14 protein-coding genes are annotated in these 15,009 nt (G+C 69.5%); 8 read left to right on the top strand and 6 right to left on the bottom strand.

Going from position 1 to position 15,009, the window contains the following annotated elements; translation table 11 throughout:
• Positions 1–58: 58 nt before the first annotated feature.
• Together rpsA and coaE are read left to right on the top strand one after the other, a co-directional pair.
• A complete protein-coding gene (gene rpsA / locus WFG93_RS09955) occupies positions 59–1,513 on the top strand; it encodes a 30S ribosomal protein S1 (protein ID WP_336646189.1) in 1,455 nt (484 codons plus the stop codon).
• 101 nt (positions 1,514–1,614) lie between these two features.
• Positions 1,615–2,214 carry a dephospho-CoA kinase gene (coaE, locus tag WFG93_RS09950; RefSeq protein WP_336646188.1) on the top strand — a complete coding sequence of 200 codons (600 nt, stop codon included), beginning with the start codon at positions 1,615–1,617 and terminating at the stop codon, positions 2,212–2,214.
• 62 nt (positions 2,215–2,276) lie between these two features.
• On the opposite strand, the gene WFG93_RS09945 is transcribed toward coaE, so the two are convergent.
• From WFG93_RS09945 to WFG93_RS09925, 5 genes are all read right to left on the bottom strand, one after another.
• Positions 2,277–3,740 carry an arylsulfatase gene (locus tag WFG93_RS09945; RefSeq protein WP_336646187.1) on the bottom strand — a complete coding sequence of 488 codons (1,464 nt, stop codon included), beginning with the start codon at positions 3,738–3,740 and terminating at the stop codon, positions 2,277–2,279.
• Complete coding sequence (locus WFG93_RS09940; protein WP_336646186.1) at positions 3,737–4,921, bottom strand: ROK family protein; 1,185 nt, start codon at positions 4,919–4,921, stop codon at positions 3,737–3,739. The genes WFG93_RS09945 and WFG93_RS09940 overlap by 4 nt, the downstream gene beginning before the upstream one ends.
• Positions 4,922–4,956: 35 nt before the next feature.
• Positions 4,957–5,874, bottom strand: a complete 918-nt coding sequence (locus WFG93_RS09935; protein WP_336646185.1) for a carbohydrate ABC transporter permease — start codon at positions 5,872–5,874, stop codon at positions 4,957–4,959.
• Positions 5,871–6,851, bottom strand: a complete 981-nt coding sequence (locus WFG93_RS09930; RefSeq protein ID WP_336646184.1) for a carbohydrate ABC transporter permease — start codon at positions 6,849–6,851, stop codon at positions 5,871–5,873. The genes WFG93_RS09935 and WFG93_RS09930 overlap by 4 nt, the downstream gene beginning before the upstream one ends.
• A gap of 82 nt (positions 6,852–6,933) precedes the next feature.
• The gene (locus WFG93_RS09925; protein ID WP_336646183.1) at positions 6,934–8,229 is read right to left on the bottom strand and encodes an ABC transporter substrate-binding protein; all 1,296 of its coding nucleotides are present in this window, start codon (positions 8,227–8,229) and stop codon (positions 6,934–6,936) included.
• 139 nt (positions 8,230–8,368) lie between these two features.
• On the opposite strand from WFG93_RS09925, the gene uvrB reads away from it, so the two are divergent.
• Positions 8,369–10,438: an excinuclease ABC subunit UvrB gene (gene uvrB, locus WFG93_RS09920; protein WP_336646182.1), complete on the top strand. Its 2,070-nt coding sequence runs from the start codon at positions 8,369–8,371 to the stop codon at positions 10,436–10,438.
• A 15-nt stretch (positions 10,439–10,453) separates the two neighbouring features.
• Here uvrB and WFG93_RS09915 read toward each other — a convergent pair whose 3' ends face one another.
• Positions 10,454–10,696, bottom strand: coding sequence for a hypothetical protein (locus WFG93_RS09915; RefSeq protein ID WP_336646181.1), 243 nt, complete (start codon positions 10,694–10,696; stop codon positions 10,454–10,456).
• Between the two features lie 145 nt (positions 10,697–10,841).
• Between WFG93_RS09915 and WFG93_RS09910 the strand changes: the two genes are divergently transcribed.
• The 5 genes from WFG93_RS09910 to WFG93_RS09890 are packed head-to-tail and all read left to right on the top strand — an operon-like array spanning position 10,842 to position 15,003.
• Positions 10,842–11,543, top strand: coding sequence for a DUF4129 domain-containing protein (locus tag WFG93_RS09910; protein ID WP_336646180.1), 702 nt, complete (start codon positions 10,842–10,844; stop codon positions 11,541–11,543).
• A complete protein-coding gene (locus WFG93_RS09905) occupies positions 11,540–12,067 on the top strand; it encodes a hypothetical protein (RefSeq protein WP_336646179.1) in 528 nt (175 codons plus the stop codon). Before WFG93_RS09910 ends, WFG93_RS09905 begins: the two co-directional genes overlap by 4 nt.
• Positions 12,064–13,029, top strand: a complete 966-nt coding sequence (locus WFG93_RS09900; RefSeq protein ID WP_336646178.1) for an AAA family ATPase — start codon at positions 12,064–12,066, stop codon at positions 13,027–13,029. Before WFG93_RS09905 ends, WFG93_RS09900 begins: the two co-directional genes overlap by 4 nt.
• A gap of 1 nt (position 13,030) precedes the next feature.
• The gene (locus WFG93_RS09895; RefSeq protein ID WP_336646177.1) at positions 13,031–14,401 is read left to right on the top strand and encodes a DUF58 domain-containing protein; all 1,371 of its coding nucleotides are present in this window, start codon (positions 13,031–13,033) and stop codon (positions 14,399–14,401) included.
• A complete protein-coding gene (locus tag WFG93_RS09890; RefSeq protein WP_336646176.1) occupies positions 14,398–15,003 on the top strand; it encodes a hypothetical protein in 606 nt (201 codons plus the stop codon). Before WFG93_RS09895 ends, WFG93_RS09890 begins: the two co-directional genes overlap by 4 nt.
• The last annotated feature ends 6 nt before the right edge of the window (positions 15,004–15,009 follow it).

Raw genomic sequence — 15,009 nt, 5'->3', positions numbered from 1 at the left:
CCGGCGTGCGCGTCGATCGTCGAAGCCTGATCTTCCATTCACAAGGACAACCCACTACATGACTAGCGCAACGACCGCCCCGGCCACCAAGCAGGTCGCGATCAACGACATCGGCTCTGCTGAGGACTTCCTGGCCGCGGTCGAGAAGACCCTGAAGTTCTTCAACGACGGCGACATCATCGAGGGCACGATCGTCAAGATCGACCGCGATGAGGTTCTGCTCGACGTGGGCTACAAGACCGAGGGTGTCATCCCCTCGCGCGAGCTCTCCATCAAGCACGACGTCGACCCCAACGAGGTCGTCGCCGTCGGCGACCAGGTCGAGGCCCTCGTTCTCCAGAAGGAGGACAAGGAAGGCCGTCTGATCCTCTCCAAGAAGCGCGCCCAGTACGAGCGCGCCTGGGGCGACGTCGAGAAGATCAAGGAGAACGACGGGGTCGTCACCGGCACCGTCATCGAGGTCGTCAAGGGTGGCCTCATCGTCGACATCGGACTGCGTGGCTTCCTGCCCGCGTCGCTCATCGAGCTGCGCCGCGTCCGCGACCTCACCCCGTACCTCGGTCAGGAGCTCGAGGCGAAGATCCTCGAACTCGACAAGAACCGCAACAACGTGGTGCTCAGCCGCCGGGCCCTGCTCGAGCAGACCCAGTCGGAGTCGCGCACCACGTTCCTGAACAACCTGCACAAGGGTCAGGTCCGCAAGGGCGTCGTCTCGTCGATCGTCAACTTCGGTGCGTTCGTCGACCTGGGCGGCGTGGACGGTCTCGTGCACGTCTCCGAGCTGTCGTGGAAGCACATCGAGCACGCGTCCGAGGTCGTCGAGGTCGGCCAGGAGGTCACCGTCGAGATCCTCGAGGTCGACCTGGACCGCGAGCGCGTCTCGCTGTCGCTGAAGGCGACCCAGGAGGACCCGTGGCAGGTCTTCGCCCGCACCCACGCGATCGGCCAGATCGCACCGGGCAAGGTCACCAAGCTCGTTCCGTTCGGCGCGTTCGTGCGCGTCGCGGACGGCATCGAGGGCCTCGTGCACATCTCCGAGCTCTCCAGCAAGCACGTCGAGCTGGCTGAGCAGGTCGTCTCGGTCGGCGAAGAGGTCTTCGTCAAGGTCATCGACATCGACCTCGAGCGCCGCCGCATCTCGCTGTCGCTCAAGCAGGCCAACGAGTCGGTCGACCCCAACGGCACCGAGTTCGACCCGGCTCTGTACGGCATGCTCGCCGAGTACGACGAGAACGGCGAGTACAAGTACCCGGAGGGCTTCGACGCCGAGACCGGCGCCTGGAAGGAAGGCTTCGACGCCCAGCGCGAGGCCTGGGAGCAGGAGTACGCCGCTGCCCAGTCCCGCTGGGAGGCGCACAAGGCTCAGGTCGCGAAGGCCGCCGAGGCCGAGGCCGCGGCCGGAGACGACTTCGGTGCGCAGTCGTTCTCGAGCGACTCGACCGGTGCCGGCACCCTGGCCGACGACGAGGCTCTCGCCGCTCTGCGCGAGAAGCTCTCGGGCGGCAACAGCTGATCACCGAGCACGTCCGGACGGGCCGTCATCTCACCCTCGGGTGAGTGTGGCGGCCCGTTCCGCGTTCCGGGGGCGCATGCACGGCGTGCCAGGATGGGGGGATGCCACTCATCGCGCTCACCGGCGGCATCGCCTCGGGCAAGTCGACCATCGCCGCCCGGCTCGCCGAGCACGGCGCGGTGATCATCGACGCCGACCGGATCGTGCGCGACGTTCAGCAGCCGGGCAGCCCGGTGCTCGAGGCGATCGCCGAGACGTTCGGCGAGAACATGATCGCCGCGGACGGGGCCCTCGAGCGCGCGGCGCTCGGCGCCCGGGTCTTCGGTGATGACGAGGCGCTGCAGCGGCTGAATGCGATCGTGCATCCGGCGGTGCGCGCCGAGTCGCAGCGGCGCTTCGACGCGGCCTTCTCCGCAGATCCGGCGGCCGTCGTCGTGTACGACGTGCCGCTGCTCGTCGAGGCGCGGGTCGAGGACCCGTGGGATCTCATCGTGGTGGCGGATGCGCCCGCCGAGCTGCGCGTGCAGCGGATGGTGCAGCTGCGGGGGATGACCGAGGAGGACGCCCGGCGTCGCATCGGCGCCCAGGTGTCGGATGACGCGCGCCGGGCGATCGCGGACGTGGTGATCGACGCCTCGCAAACCGTCGAGCACACGCTCGAGCAGGTCGACGCGCTGTGGCGCACGCTCAGAGCGGGATGAACCCACCCGTCAGCGATGCCCCGCCGCCGTGCTGATGCCGCTCGGCGACAGTGCCGCTGCGATCACCGCAGCATCGCGCGAGCGCGCCGTCCGCCCACGAGGGCACCGTGCGCCACGTACCCCTCCGGTCGCCCGGCCAGCTCGGCCACCAGCAGCCGCCGACACTCCGCGAGCGCCTCTCCGGCGGCTGTCGTCTCGTCGAGCGCCGAGCCGTCGAGCACGAGATCGTGCAGCTCGTCAGGATCGGCGGAGAGGTCGAACAGCTGCTCCGCCCCCGTGGCCGACCACCAGACGTACTTCACGTCTGCTCGGATGATCCACTGCAGGGACTGACCGAGGATGGCGTGCTCGCCGTGCAGGAAGCAGCGCCCGGCATCCGCATCCGCAGCCGGTGCCGGCGCCCGCAGAGCGGTCGCCAGGCTGCGCGAGTCCATCTCGCCCGGAACGGGGAGCCCCGCCAGATCGAGCAGGGTCGCGGGTACGTCGGTGAGATCCATGAGCGCCTCGCAGCGCCGCCCCGCGGCGATACCCGGCCCTGCGAAGATCATTGGCACGGCCGCCGAGCCCTCGTAGGGATACCCCTTCCGCCACATACCGTGGTCACCCATCATGTCGCCGTGATCGGAGGTGAAGCAGATCACCGTGTCGTCGCCGAGCCCGAAGTCGGACAGCGCCTCCGTGAACCGCCTGAGCTGCACATCGATGTGGGTCATGTTGCCGTAGTACCCGGCCAGGGCGCGACGACGCGTCTCCTCGTCGTACCTCGCGACATGCGCTTCGGGCGAGTGATCGGCGCGGAACGATTCGAGGTGGTGGTCTTCCCAGTCGCCGATGGGCGCGGGTGGGAACTCGCTGTCCCGGTACATGTCGAACGCCCACGCGGGCGGGTTGTACGGTGCATGCGGGCGGTGGTACGACAGGAACAGAAAGAACGGCCGATCCGGGTCTCGTCGGTAGAGCCAGTCGATCGCCTCGCTCGTGGCCCAGTTCGTCGGATGCTGGTACTCGGGCCGGTCCCAGGGCATCGCGATCGCCGCATTGCAGTGTGCGCCGTTCTCGTATTCGTCGGTGTAGGCGCCGCGGTCCGACACGCGGGCTAGCCAGGCCGCGTAGTCGTCGTAGAACCGCGGATCCGGACGCCCCTGCCGGCTGGCGTGCAGATAGCCATCGTGGAGGATGACGTTGTCGAACCCGGCGCGGTTGCGCGGCGGGTGCACGTGCATCTTGCCGATCGCCTGCGTCTGGTAGCCGGCATCACGGAAAGAACCCGCCATCGTCACGGCTGCGTCGAAGTCGAGGCCCTCCTGGTAGCCCACCCGGCCGTGCGACGACGGAGCCAGTCCGCTGAGCAGCGACATCCGCGCCGGCACGCATGTCGGCGCGGGGGAGTACGCCCGCGTCGCGATGGTGCCTGAGGCCGCCAGCTGGTCGAGGAAGGGTGTCTTCAGAACCGGCTTGCCGAGCAGCGAGAGACTGTCGGCACGCCACTGATCGGTGCACACCAGCACGACGTTGGGGGCGCTCATGCTCCGGCCTCCGCGAACAGCGTCTCGAAGTAGCCGCAGGCTCCGGAGCGCGGGTTCACGATCTCGACCGGACCGCCTGAGAGGATGTCGGGCGGCGTGCGGGCGTCATCGCCGGCGGCGATGCGTTCGCGCACGATGTCGAGCGCGTCGGACTGGCGGGCCATGGAGGCCGACATCACGACCGCGGGCAGTGCGATGACCTCCTGCAGCTGGGTGACGAGGTCGCCCACCAGCTCCGCGCGGTGGTGGAGCAGACCCTTGAGGGCTGCTCTCTCTCGTGGATCGTCGGTCGAGGGATCGAGCACGGCATCGAGGTCGACGTCGCCGACGATCAGCCCGGCGGTGTGCGCCTGGGCGAGGATCCCGTCGTCGCTCACGAGCTCCTGCACGGTTCCGCACCGCCCGTCATCGGTGCGCAGCAGGAGGGAATCGATCGCTCCGCCGTAGCGCTGCTCCGGCGCCCACACCTCGCCGCCGATCACCACGCAGTACTCCACGATGTAGCCGACGTAGAGGTGGCCGAACGTCGCCTTCGCGCTCACCTGCCCGTACACGACGTTCGCCTGCGCCTGCGCCTGTGCCATGGAGCGCACCGTGCACGGCAGGCCCGTCGCCCTGGCGATCTCGTCTGCGAGCGGGACGTCGGTCCACCCGAGGCGGGGCATCTCCACGATCCGCCCGCAGCGTGAGTCGACGCGCCCGCCCACCGCGACACCGATCCCCATCGGCTGCGTTCGCATCGACTCGCGCACCGCGGCGGTGCCCTGCAGACAGGCATCCAATGCCGATTCGACCGATCCGTCGTGGCGTCGTGCGACTCGCGCCAGACTCGAGCCGCCCAAGCCCACGGCCGACGCGGTGATATCGCGCACCCCGATGTGCAGGCCGACAGCCCAGAACTCCTCCTCCGCGACGTGCAGCGGACGACTGGGGCGTCCACGACCGGGTCGAGAGGTGACGGCACCGGTCGACTCTGTGAGCACCTGAGCCTCTATGAGCGCGGTCACGGCACGTGTGACGGTGCCGGTGTCCAGGCCGCTCTCACGAGCGATCTCGGCGCGCGAGCGCACACCGGCGATGACCATCCGCAGCGCCGTGCGCTGGGCAGGGGGACCGCCTAGGGCGCCGAGCAGCCGAGCGCGCGGGGATGAGCCGATCGATTCCGTCGATGACTGATGCATCTTCGCCTTCCGAACTGATGGTGCAGCGTCTCTCACTATGCCTTGACCGCGCCCTGGGTGAGTCCGGCGCGCCAGTAGCGCTGCAGGCCGAGGAACAGCACGATCACCGGGATGACGCTGAGCATCGAACCGGTCAGCACCTGCAGCGTGAGCATCTCGGTGTCGTAGTTCTGCCAGGTGTACAGCCCGAGTGTCACAGGCAGCATGTCCTTGCCGCGCAGCATCACCATCGGCAGCAGGAACTCGTTCCACGTGCCGATGTAGATGAAGAGGGCGACGGTCACGACCGCGGGGGAGAGCAGCCGCAGCACGATCGTGAAGAAGATCCGCACCTCCGAGGCTCCGTCCAGTCGCGCCGCTTCGATGAGCTCGTCCGGGACCGTCTGACAGTAGATGATCGACAGGAAGACTCCGAACGGGCTGACGCACGAGGGGATGATGATCGCCCAGACCGTGTTCACGATCCCCAGGGCGCTGAACACGAAGAACAGCGGGATGGTCAGCAGGGCGGCGGGCAGCAGCATCCCGGCCATGATGACGACGAGCAGATACCGGCGCCCGCGGAAGCGGAACTTCGCGAAGGCGTAGCCGCACGCCATCGACACGACGGTGCCGACCACGGCGGCCGCCCCCGCGTACAGCAAGGAATAGCCGAGCCACTGCGTGAAGTGCCCACCGTCGTACGTCAGCACACTGCGGATGTTCTCCCAGAGGTTCAGCTCGGATCCGAACCACAGCGATGGCGTGTTCACCATGTCCGGGCGGGTCTTCGTCGTCTGCACGAACAGCCACCACAGGGGAAGCAGGAAGTACAGCGCGACGGCGGTCAGCACCACCATGGTGATGGTCTTCGTGCCGGCCGACGGCTGCACCGAAGACGGCACGTTCGGCTCGTCGTCCGCGGCGCGCGCCCGCCGGCGCGTGGGCAGTGTGAGGAGGGTGGTCGAGCTCATCGTGCGCGTCCTATCCGTGTCTGCACGAGGGCGTACACGCCCGCGAGGAGGCCGGCGATGATCGCCATGATCACCGACGTGGCTGCGGCGCCGCCCATGTCGTTCTGATCGAAGGCCTGGCTGTACGCCATCATCATCGGCGTGTACGCCGTGTCGATGGCAGGCGTCATGGTGCGCAGCACCGTCGGCTCGTTGAACCACTGGATCGTGCCGACGATCGACATCAGCACGGTCATCAGGGCGGCGCTCTTGAGCATGGGCAGCTTGATCCGCAGCACGATCTGCCATTCGCTGGCCCCGTCGATCCGAGCCGCGTCGTAGAGTTCCGCCGGTATCGACTTCAGCGTCGCCATGAAGATGATCATGTTGTAGCCGATGAAGGTCCAGGCGGTCATGTTCGCCATGGATAGATTGAGCAGGGCGCCCTCGAGGAAGAGGTCGGCCGGGAGGCCCACCGACTGCAGCAGGTCGGCGAACGGCGACAGCGTCGGAGAGTAGAGGTATCCCCACACCAGCGCCGCCACCACGCCCGGAATGGCATAGGGGAGGAATGCGGTGAGACGGAAGAATCGCACGCCGCGGGCGGCCAGCGAATCCAGCAGCAGAGCCAGCACGAGTGCGAGTCCCTGCACGAGGGGGATCTTGATGGCGCCGTACTCCAGGACGTTGACGATGCCGCGCCAGAACTGATCGCTGGTGAGGACGTCGACGTAGTTGGCCAGGCCGCTGAAGACGGTCTCGGTGCCGCCGAGCCCGCCCATCGACAGCTGCCTGCGGAACAGCGAGTTCCACAGCGAGGCGATGATGGGTGCGATCATCGACAGCGCGAACAGCGCCGTGAACGGCAGGGCGAAGGCCCAGCCGATGCGGGACTCACGGCGGCTCGCGCCTCGTCTGGGACGTGCAGCAGGCGGGGCGGCATGACTTCGCCGTGCTTCGCGCACCGGGGCGGGCGCCGTGGCGTCGGCGGTGGTCATCGGCTGGATCCTTTCCAGAGGCTGTCGAACGTCCCGGTGCGGCCGCCCGGAGAGCGACCGCACCGGGGAGCGGACGGAGCGGTCACTTGACCTGAGCGCCCGCCTTGGTCAGCGCGGCGACGGCCGCATCCTGCCCGTCACGGAAGATGTCCGCCACCCGACCGCCTTCGGCGACCTTGCTCTGGGCATCCGACAGAGCCTGGAACAGCGTCGCAGACTGCGGAGCCCAGGTGACGGCGGCGACGTTCTCGTTCGCGGCGATGTACTCGTCGAAGATGTCCTGTCCCGAGAAGTACTCCTTCAGCGCCGGGGGAGTCGGCACGGAGTCGACCTTCGTCGCGGGCAGCATGCCCAGGCCAGAGACGCCTTCGGTGTTGGTTGCCCACCAGTCGATGAACTCGACCGCCTGCTCAGGGAACGCACACCCCTTCAGGACAGCGGCTACGGATCCGCCGTTCTGGCCGACGGTCTTCGTCGATGCCTTCAGGTGCGGGATCTGTGCGACCTTCCACGAACCCGCGGCGTCGGGGACCGAGTCGGCGAACATGGTGGACTCCCAGGGTGCGCCGATGTGCGTCACAAGGGTGCCGTCGGTGAGGTACTTCACGTACTCGTCGCCCCAGCGCGGCGTCGGCAGCACAGTCTTCGCGTCGATCATCGCCTGCCACTGAGCGGCGACGGCGTCTGTCTCAGGGGAGTCGACGCTGACCTCCCACGCCTGCTCATCGCTGTCGTAGGCGAAGTAGTCCGCGCCCTCGGAGGTCGCGAGAGCGCTCGTCCAGAGGATCTCGTCGGTGAGGAAGGAGCCCATGTACGCGGTGCCGCTGGACTTCTCCGTCACGATGCGGCCCATCTGCTCGTATTCGGACCACGTCTGCGGCAGCTCGAGCCCGTACTTCTCGAACAGATCGGCGCGGTAGTACATGACGATGGGGGAGGCGCCGATCGGAAGGCCGAAGATCGCATCGCCCACCTTCGCCTTGCCGAAGAAGGCCGGCTGGTAGTGGTCGCGGTACTTCTCGGCGTATTCCGTGACGTCCATGAGGGAGTCGAGCATGTCTGGGACCCGCTCGCTGCCGAGCTGAGCGACGCACGGCACATCCTTCCCTGCCTCGACGATCGACCGGATCTTGGGGTACGACTCGCCGGAGGAGCCCTGCATGGTCTCTCCGACCACGGTCGTCCCCGGATGTGAGTCGTTGAACTCCGCGATGAGTTCGTCGACCGTCTTGGCCCCCTCCTTGTCGGGCATGCGATGCAGGAACGTGAACTCCACCGGACCCTCCGCGGTCGTGTCCCCAGTGGCGGCGCATCCGCCGAGTGTCAGGCCGGCGACGGTCAGCCCCGCGATCAGGGCGGCGTTCTGGCGTACGTTCATCGATTGCTCCTCGTCGAGTGATATCGGGATGGCGTGCTCTCATGCAGCAGTCAGAGTACAAGCATTTATCTGTCATGCACAACTAATTAAACTCACCAGCTGCAGACCCCGTGTCGGACGCTGCTCGTAGGCTGGAGGGATGCAGACCACGCGCAGCGTCCGCCCCTTCGAGGTCATCAGCGAGTACATGCCCGCGGGTGATCAGCCGCAGGCCATCGCCGACCTCGCGGCGCGGATCAACGCCGGTGAGACGGACGTCGTGCTGCTCGGAGCGACCGGCACCGGCAAGTCGGCGACCACAGCGTGGCTCATCGAGCAGGTGCAGCGTCCGACTCTGGTGATGGCGCACAACAAGACGCTGGCCGCGCAGCTCGCGAACGAGTTCCGCGAGCTCATGCCCAACAACGCGATCGAGTACTTCGTCTCGTACTACGACTACTACCAGCCCGAGGCGTACGTGCCGCAGACGGACACCTTCATCGAGAAGGACTCCTCGATCAACGCCGAAGTCGAACGGCTCCGGCACTCCACCACCAACTCACTGCTCAGCCGCCGTGACGTCGTCGTCGTCTCGACCGTGTCGTGCATCTACGGTCTCGGTGCCCCCGAGGAGTACCTGCGCGCCATGGTCGCGCTGCAGGTCGGCGAGCGCTACGACCGCGACGCCCTGATCCGCCAGTTCATCGCCATGCAGTACAACCGCAACGACGTCGACTTCTCGCGCGGCAACTTCCGCGTGCGCGGCGACACGATCGAGATCATCCCGGTGTACGAGGAGCATGCGATCCGCATCGAGCTGTTCGGCGACGAGATCGAGGCGCTGTACTCCCTCCATCCGCTGACCGGCGAGGTCATCGCCCGGCTCGACTCGGTGCCGATCTTCCCCGCATCGCACTACGTCGCCGGCACCGACGTCGTGCAGCGCGCGATCGGCACCATCGAGCACGAGCTCGAGCAGCGACTGGCGGAGTTCGAGCGGCAGGGCAAGCTGCTCGAGGCGCAGCGACTGCGCATGCGCACCACGTTCGACATCGAGATGCTTCAGCAGCTCGGATTCTGCTCGGGCATCGAGAACTATTCCCGGCACATGGACGGCCGAGCCCCCGGCGAGCCGCCGCACACGCTGCTGGACTTCTTCCCCGACGATTTCCTGCTCGTCATCGACGAGTCGCACGTCACCGTCCCGCAGATCGGGGCCATGTACGAGGGCGACGCGTCACGCAAGCGCACACTCGTCGAGCACGGCTTCCGCCTGCCCAGCGCGATGGACAACCGGCCGTTGCGCTGGGACGAGTTCAAGAACAGGATCGGGCAGACCGTGTACCTCTCCGCGACGCCCGGCAAGTACGAGATGGGCATCGCCGACGGCGTGGTCGAGCAGATCATCCGGCCGACCGGGCTCGTCGACCCGGAGATCATCGTGAAGCCGTCCAAGGGGCAGATCGACGACCTGCTCGAGGAGATCCGGCTGCGCGTCGAGCGCGACGAGCGCGTGCTGGTCACCACGCTGACGAAGAAGATGGCGGAGGAGCTCACCGACTTCCTCGGCGAGCACGGGGTGCGCGTGCGCTACCTGCACTCCGACGTCGACACCCTGCGCCGCGTCGAGCTGCTCACCGAGCTGCGCGCCGGAGTGTACGACGTGCTCGTCGGCATCAACCTGCTGCGCGAAGGACTCGACCTTCCGGAGGTGTCACTGGTCGCGATCCTCGACGCCGACAAGGAGGGATTCCTGCGCTCGGGCACCTCGCTCATCCAGACGATCGGTCGTGCGGCGCGCAACGTCTCGGGTCAGGTGCACATGTATGCCGACAACATGACCGATTCGATGCGCAAGGCGATCGAGGAGACCGAGCGGCGACGCGAGAAGCAGATCGCCTACAACAAGGAGAACGGGATCGACCCGCAGCCGCTGCGCAAGCGCATCGCGGACATCACCGAGGTGCTTGCGCGCGAAGCGGCCGACACCGCCGACATGCGCGCGAGCAGGAACAAGTCCGGCAGGGGGAAGTCGCCGACGCCGAACCTGCGTCGCACGGGGATCGCCGCGGAGGGCGCGGCGCAGCTCGAGGAGACGATCGCCGATCTGTCGGACCAGATGCTCGCCGCCGCGTCCGAGTTGAAGTTCGAGCTCGCCGCCCGGCTGCGCGACGAGGTGCAGGACCTCAAGAAGGAGCTGCGGGCGATGGAGCGTGCCGGACACGCCTGAGTGGCGAGCCTGCGGTCAGGGGCAGTGCATCAGCGGTTTCGGACCGGAGCGGTCGATGCGGTGCGTGTTCATCGCGGACCCGCACAGCGGGCACGCGCGCTCTGCGCGCTCCTCCGCGCTGGGAGGCAGCGTCGGCTCGTAGGGGCCCACCGAGGCGGGGCCGGCGAAGCGGATCAGATTCGTGTTGAACCAGGCGTACAGACCGCCCGCCTCGCGGATGCGCGTGCGCAGCGGCACACCGTGCTGATCCTTCGCCATGACACCAGCCTACCGAGGGCCGGCGCCCGGGCACGTGCGCGACCGTGCGAGAACCGGCGGCGAGACGACGTCGCGTCTGCGGTGATTCCGCACATCCGCGCGCTTGGCCGCCGGTGCTCACGAGGACGCCCCTAAGGTGGTGGCCATGACGGTCGGCGCGCGGGGGAGCACACTCGCCGGCCCGGGAGTGCTGGGCCTGTTCCTCATCGCGATGCTCGCCGCCGTGCTCGCCGGACCGCCGCCGCTGCCGGCATCCGAGCCGCGCGCGCCCCGACCGCTGCCCTCCGCACAGGAGAGCCTGCTCATGGGCACCGGGCCGCCGGTGCCGCCCGAGACGCGCTCTGACGGCGTCGTGCTGCTGATCGTCGGAATCATCCTGGGACTGCTGGTGAGCGCGGTCGTCATCATCGCGGTGGCACGACTGGTGCCCCGGCTGATCGCGGTGATCGCCGAGTGGATGCGGCGTCCGGCCGAGTCCGCGCCCACGGAGGTCGCGACCGAGGAGCAGACGGGCGATCCGGCACAGATGGACGCGCCGCGCGTGCGCCAGGGGATCGCGGCCGCGCGGCGGACCGTCGGCGCGCACGGCGACGCCGGGGACGCGATCGTCGCCGCATGGCTCGCACTGGAGCAGACCGCCGCCGATTCCGGCGTGGGCCGGGGACGCAGCGAGACGCCCGCAGAGTTCGCCCTGCGACTGCTGCTGCGCCGACCGGGCATCGACGAGCCGGCGCGCGGCCTGCTGGCCCTGTACGAGCAGGTGCGCTTCGGCGGCCGGCGCGGCGACGAGAGGATGCGTGAGGACGCGACGCGTGCGCTCGACGCGATCGAGGCGGGCTGGCGATGAGGACGAAGAGCACGCTCGCGGCGCTCCGGGGCGCCACGCTGCCCGTCATCGCCGGGCTGCTCGCTGCACTCGCGCTGCACGCGGTGGCGATGCCGCCTGCCTTCGCCTGGGTGGGTGGGGTCCTCGTCGCTGCGGTTGCGCTGCTGGTCCGAATCCGGATGCCGGATGACTCGCGCATGGACGCGCCGGCGCACGGCGATCAGGGGGAGCATCGCGGCTCGCAGGTCTCCCGGCTGGCATGGGCGATCAACCCCGAGACCGGCACGGCCGGCGAGGCGGTCACGCGGCGTGTGCGGGCCATCCTGCAGCGCCGGCTCGCGCGGGCCGGCATCGACGTCGCCACCGACACCGCACGCGTCGAACGACACCTCGGCCCGGGACTGTGGGCGCGGCTGCAGGGCCGCGACGTGCGCGTCGACGACATCCGCGCGGCCCTCGAGGTGGCCGAGCGCCTGCGTCGCCTGCCGCAGCAGGACGGCGATTCGCCACAGACCCAGGATGAGCAGAAGGAGAGCACCGCATGAGGTTCGAGGACATCCGCGAGACCGGGCAGCGGATCCGTGCCGCGATCGGCACCGTGGTGGTGGGCATGGACGAGGCGCTGGAGATCGCCCTGGCCACGATCATCGCCGGAGGGCACGTGCTCTTCGAGGATGTGCCCGGCCTCGGCAAGACCGTGGCGGCGCGCAGCATGGCATCCGCTCTCGGACTGGCGTTCCGTCGCTTGCAGTGCACGCCCGACATGCTGCCGGGGGATGTCACCGGCTCCTACGTGTACGCCCCCGACTCGGGCGAGTTCGTCTTCCGGCCCGGGCCGATCTTCACCGGCCTGCTGCTGGCGGACGAGATCAACCGCACCACGCCGAAGACGCAGTCGGCCATGCTCGAGGCCATGGCCGAGCGCCAGGTCACCGTGGAGGGGAACAGCTTCCCGCTCGAGGCGCCCTTCCACGTCCTCGCCACGGCCAACCCGATCGAGTACGAGGGCACGTACGCGCTGCCGGAGGCGCAGCTGGACCGCTTCATGGTGCGCCTGTCGGTCGGGTACCTGGACGCGGCAGGCGAGACGGAGATCCTGCTCGCCCGCGTGCGACGGGGCCAGGAGGCGGCGCAGGTCTCGCCGGTGCTGGCGCCGGGCGAACTCGCCGACGTGCAGCGCGAGGTGGAGCGGATCCATGTCGACCCGGACGTCGCGGCGTACTGCGTCGCGCTCGCCGCCGCGACTCGCCAGACGCCGCACGTCGCCGTGGGGGCGTCACCGCGCGGCTCGCAGTCGTTGCTGTTGCTCGGCCGGGCACTGGCGGCTCTCGACGGACGCGACTTCCTGCGCCCCGACGACGTCAAGCGGGTCGCCGTGCCCGTCCTCGCGCACCGGCTCACGCTGACGCCGCAGGCCTGGGCGCAGGGCGTCGACCCCGCCGATGTGGTGCGGCAGATCGTCGGCGCGGTCCCGGTGCCGCCCAGTGTGGCTGCGGGAAGGGGCTGACATGACGGGTCCCTCAGCCGTGCGTGTCCGAGCAAGTCCGCCTCTGTTCCTCGCCGTCATCGGCGCGGTCGCGGTGCCGGCCGTCGGCGTCGCGCTGTCCCGGCCGGACGTCATCGCGGTGGCCCTCCCGATCGCGCTCTGGGCCGTCCACGCCGGCACCGTCATGGCGCGCAATCGCGACACAGCACCCAGCCCGGGGGCGCCGGCGGGCGAAGCGCCGCAGAACGCGACACGCCTCGTCATCAACCGCGAGACCGATGCCGCGCCGGGGTGGGCGCGGGACAGCATCCGCGTGGAATCGGGCGCGGAGATCGTGGAGGTCGCCATCGTGCAGGCCGAGCGCCGCCGCCGACGGGTCTTCGTATCAGGCAGTGCACGCCTGCGCGCGCGCAGTCGGGTACGCCATTCCGGGCCGCTGCGGACCGTCGAGGCGTGCGCGCGCGGCCTGCACGCGGACGCCGCGCTGCTCGACGCACCCAGCCCCGCCGTCGTGGTCACTCACGCACTCGCTCCGATCGCGCACCCTCTCGGGCGGATGCCGCTGGCGCCGCGGCTCACGGGTCTGCACGGCTCGCACGAGGGGATCCGCCCCGGTCAAGGCGGGGACTTCCGCGACATCCACCCGTTCGCGCCGGGAGACGAGCTGCGACGCGTGGACTGGAAGGCGACCGCTCGCGCAGCCCGCCGTCCCGGCGAACTGCTCATCCGCCGCACGAACACGCTCAGCGACGCATCGACGGTCATCGTCATGGACACCGCCGATGATCTCGGTGAGATGGTGTCGACCTGGGGCACCGCTGACTTGCAGCGCTGCGGTGTCACCTCGCTGGACCTGGCGCGTGCGGCCGCCCGCTCGATCGCCGAGGCGACTGTGGCGAAGGGCGATCCGATCGCCTTCCACACGCTCGCGCAGGGCGGGCGCTCGGTGCGCAGCGGCGGCGGACGACGCCAGCTGGCGCGGGTGGTGGCCGAGATCGCCGCGAGCGGGCGCGCCGGCGACGACTCCCGGTTCCGGCGCACGCCGCCGGTGCCGCACGGGTCGATCATCCACGTGCTCTCGACGTTCTTCGACGGTGCCGCCGCAGAGATCGCGGTGCGCTGGCGCGCGAGCGGTCATCGCGTCGTCGCCGTCGACGTGCTGCCGGCGCTGCGGCGCGACCGGCTCACGGGTGCGCGCGAGCTCGCGCTGGAAGTCCTGCTGGCAGAGCGGGAGGACATGCTGCACGGGCTGCAGGAGTCCGGTGTCGAGGTGGTGCGCTGGCAGGATGAGGGGATGACGGCCTGGACCGCGCTCGCCGACCCCCGCGTGCGCATCGCGGGCGGGGGAACGCGGGGCGCGTTCAGGCCGTCCCGCGCGGGGATGACGCGGTGAGGAGCTCGGGGCGACAGCACCGTCCGCTGCGCCGGGAGGACGAGCTGCGGATCGGACCGAGCGTGCCGGGAGTGGCCCTGCGCGCGCTCGGCGTGCTGATCGCCGTCAGCGCGGCGCTGTTGCTCGCACCGCCCTTCGGGTGGGTCGTGGTGGTCGCGGTGCTCGCGCTGATCGGCGTGCTGCCGACCGCGCAGGTGGTGACCTGGCTGGTCGCCGCGGTGCTGATCGCACTCCTGATCGTGCAGGGTCCGCAGGAGGGACGCGCGGCCGTGGTGGCAGTCGCGGTGCACGCGCTGCACGTGCTCGGCTCGCTGTCGTTCGTCGTGCCCGCGGCGGCGCGGGTCGCGCTGCGTGCGCTCGTTCCGACCGCCGTCCGCTTCGTCGCGGTGCAGGTGCTCACCCAGGCGGTGCTCGCAGGCATCCTGCTGCTGCCGCGGGGCGGGGCGGCGCCTGCGGTCGCGCTCGTCGGCGCCGCGGCCGTGCTCGTGCTGGCGCTCGGGGGATTGCGGATGCTGCACGGGCGGCGCGCCTCGGCGTTCCCGCGTCCACCCGCGCGTTCGCCCTCGGCTGACGTCCAGCCCGGTGTCGGTGGCCGATCCTAGACTTGG

It is taken from the genome of Microbacterium sp. USHLN186 (assembly GCF_037145155.1).
In the GTDB taxonomy this organism is placed as follows: domain Bacteria; phylum Actinomycetota; class Actinomycetes; order Actinomycetales; family Microbacteriaceae; genus Microbacterium.
This window is presented reverse-complemented; position numbering and strand designations above follow the sequence as displayed.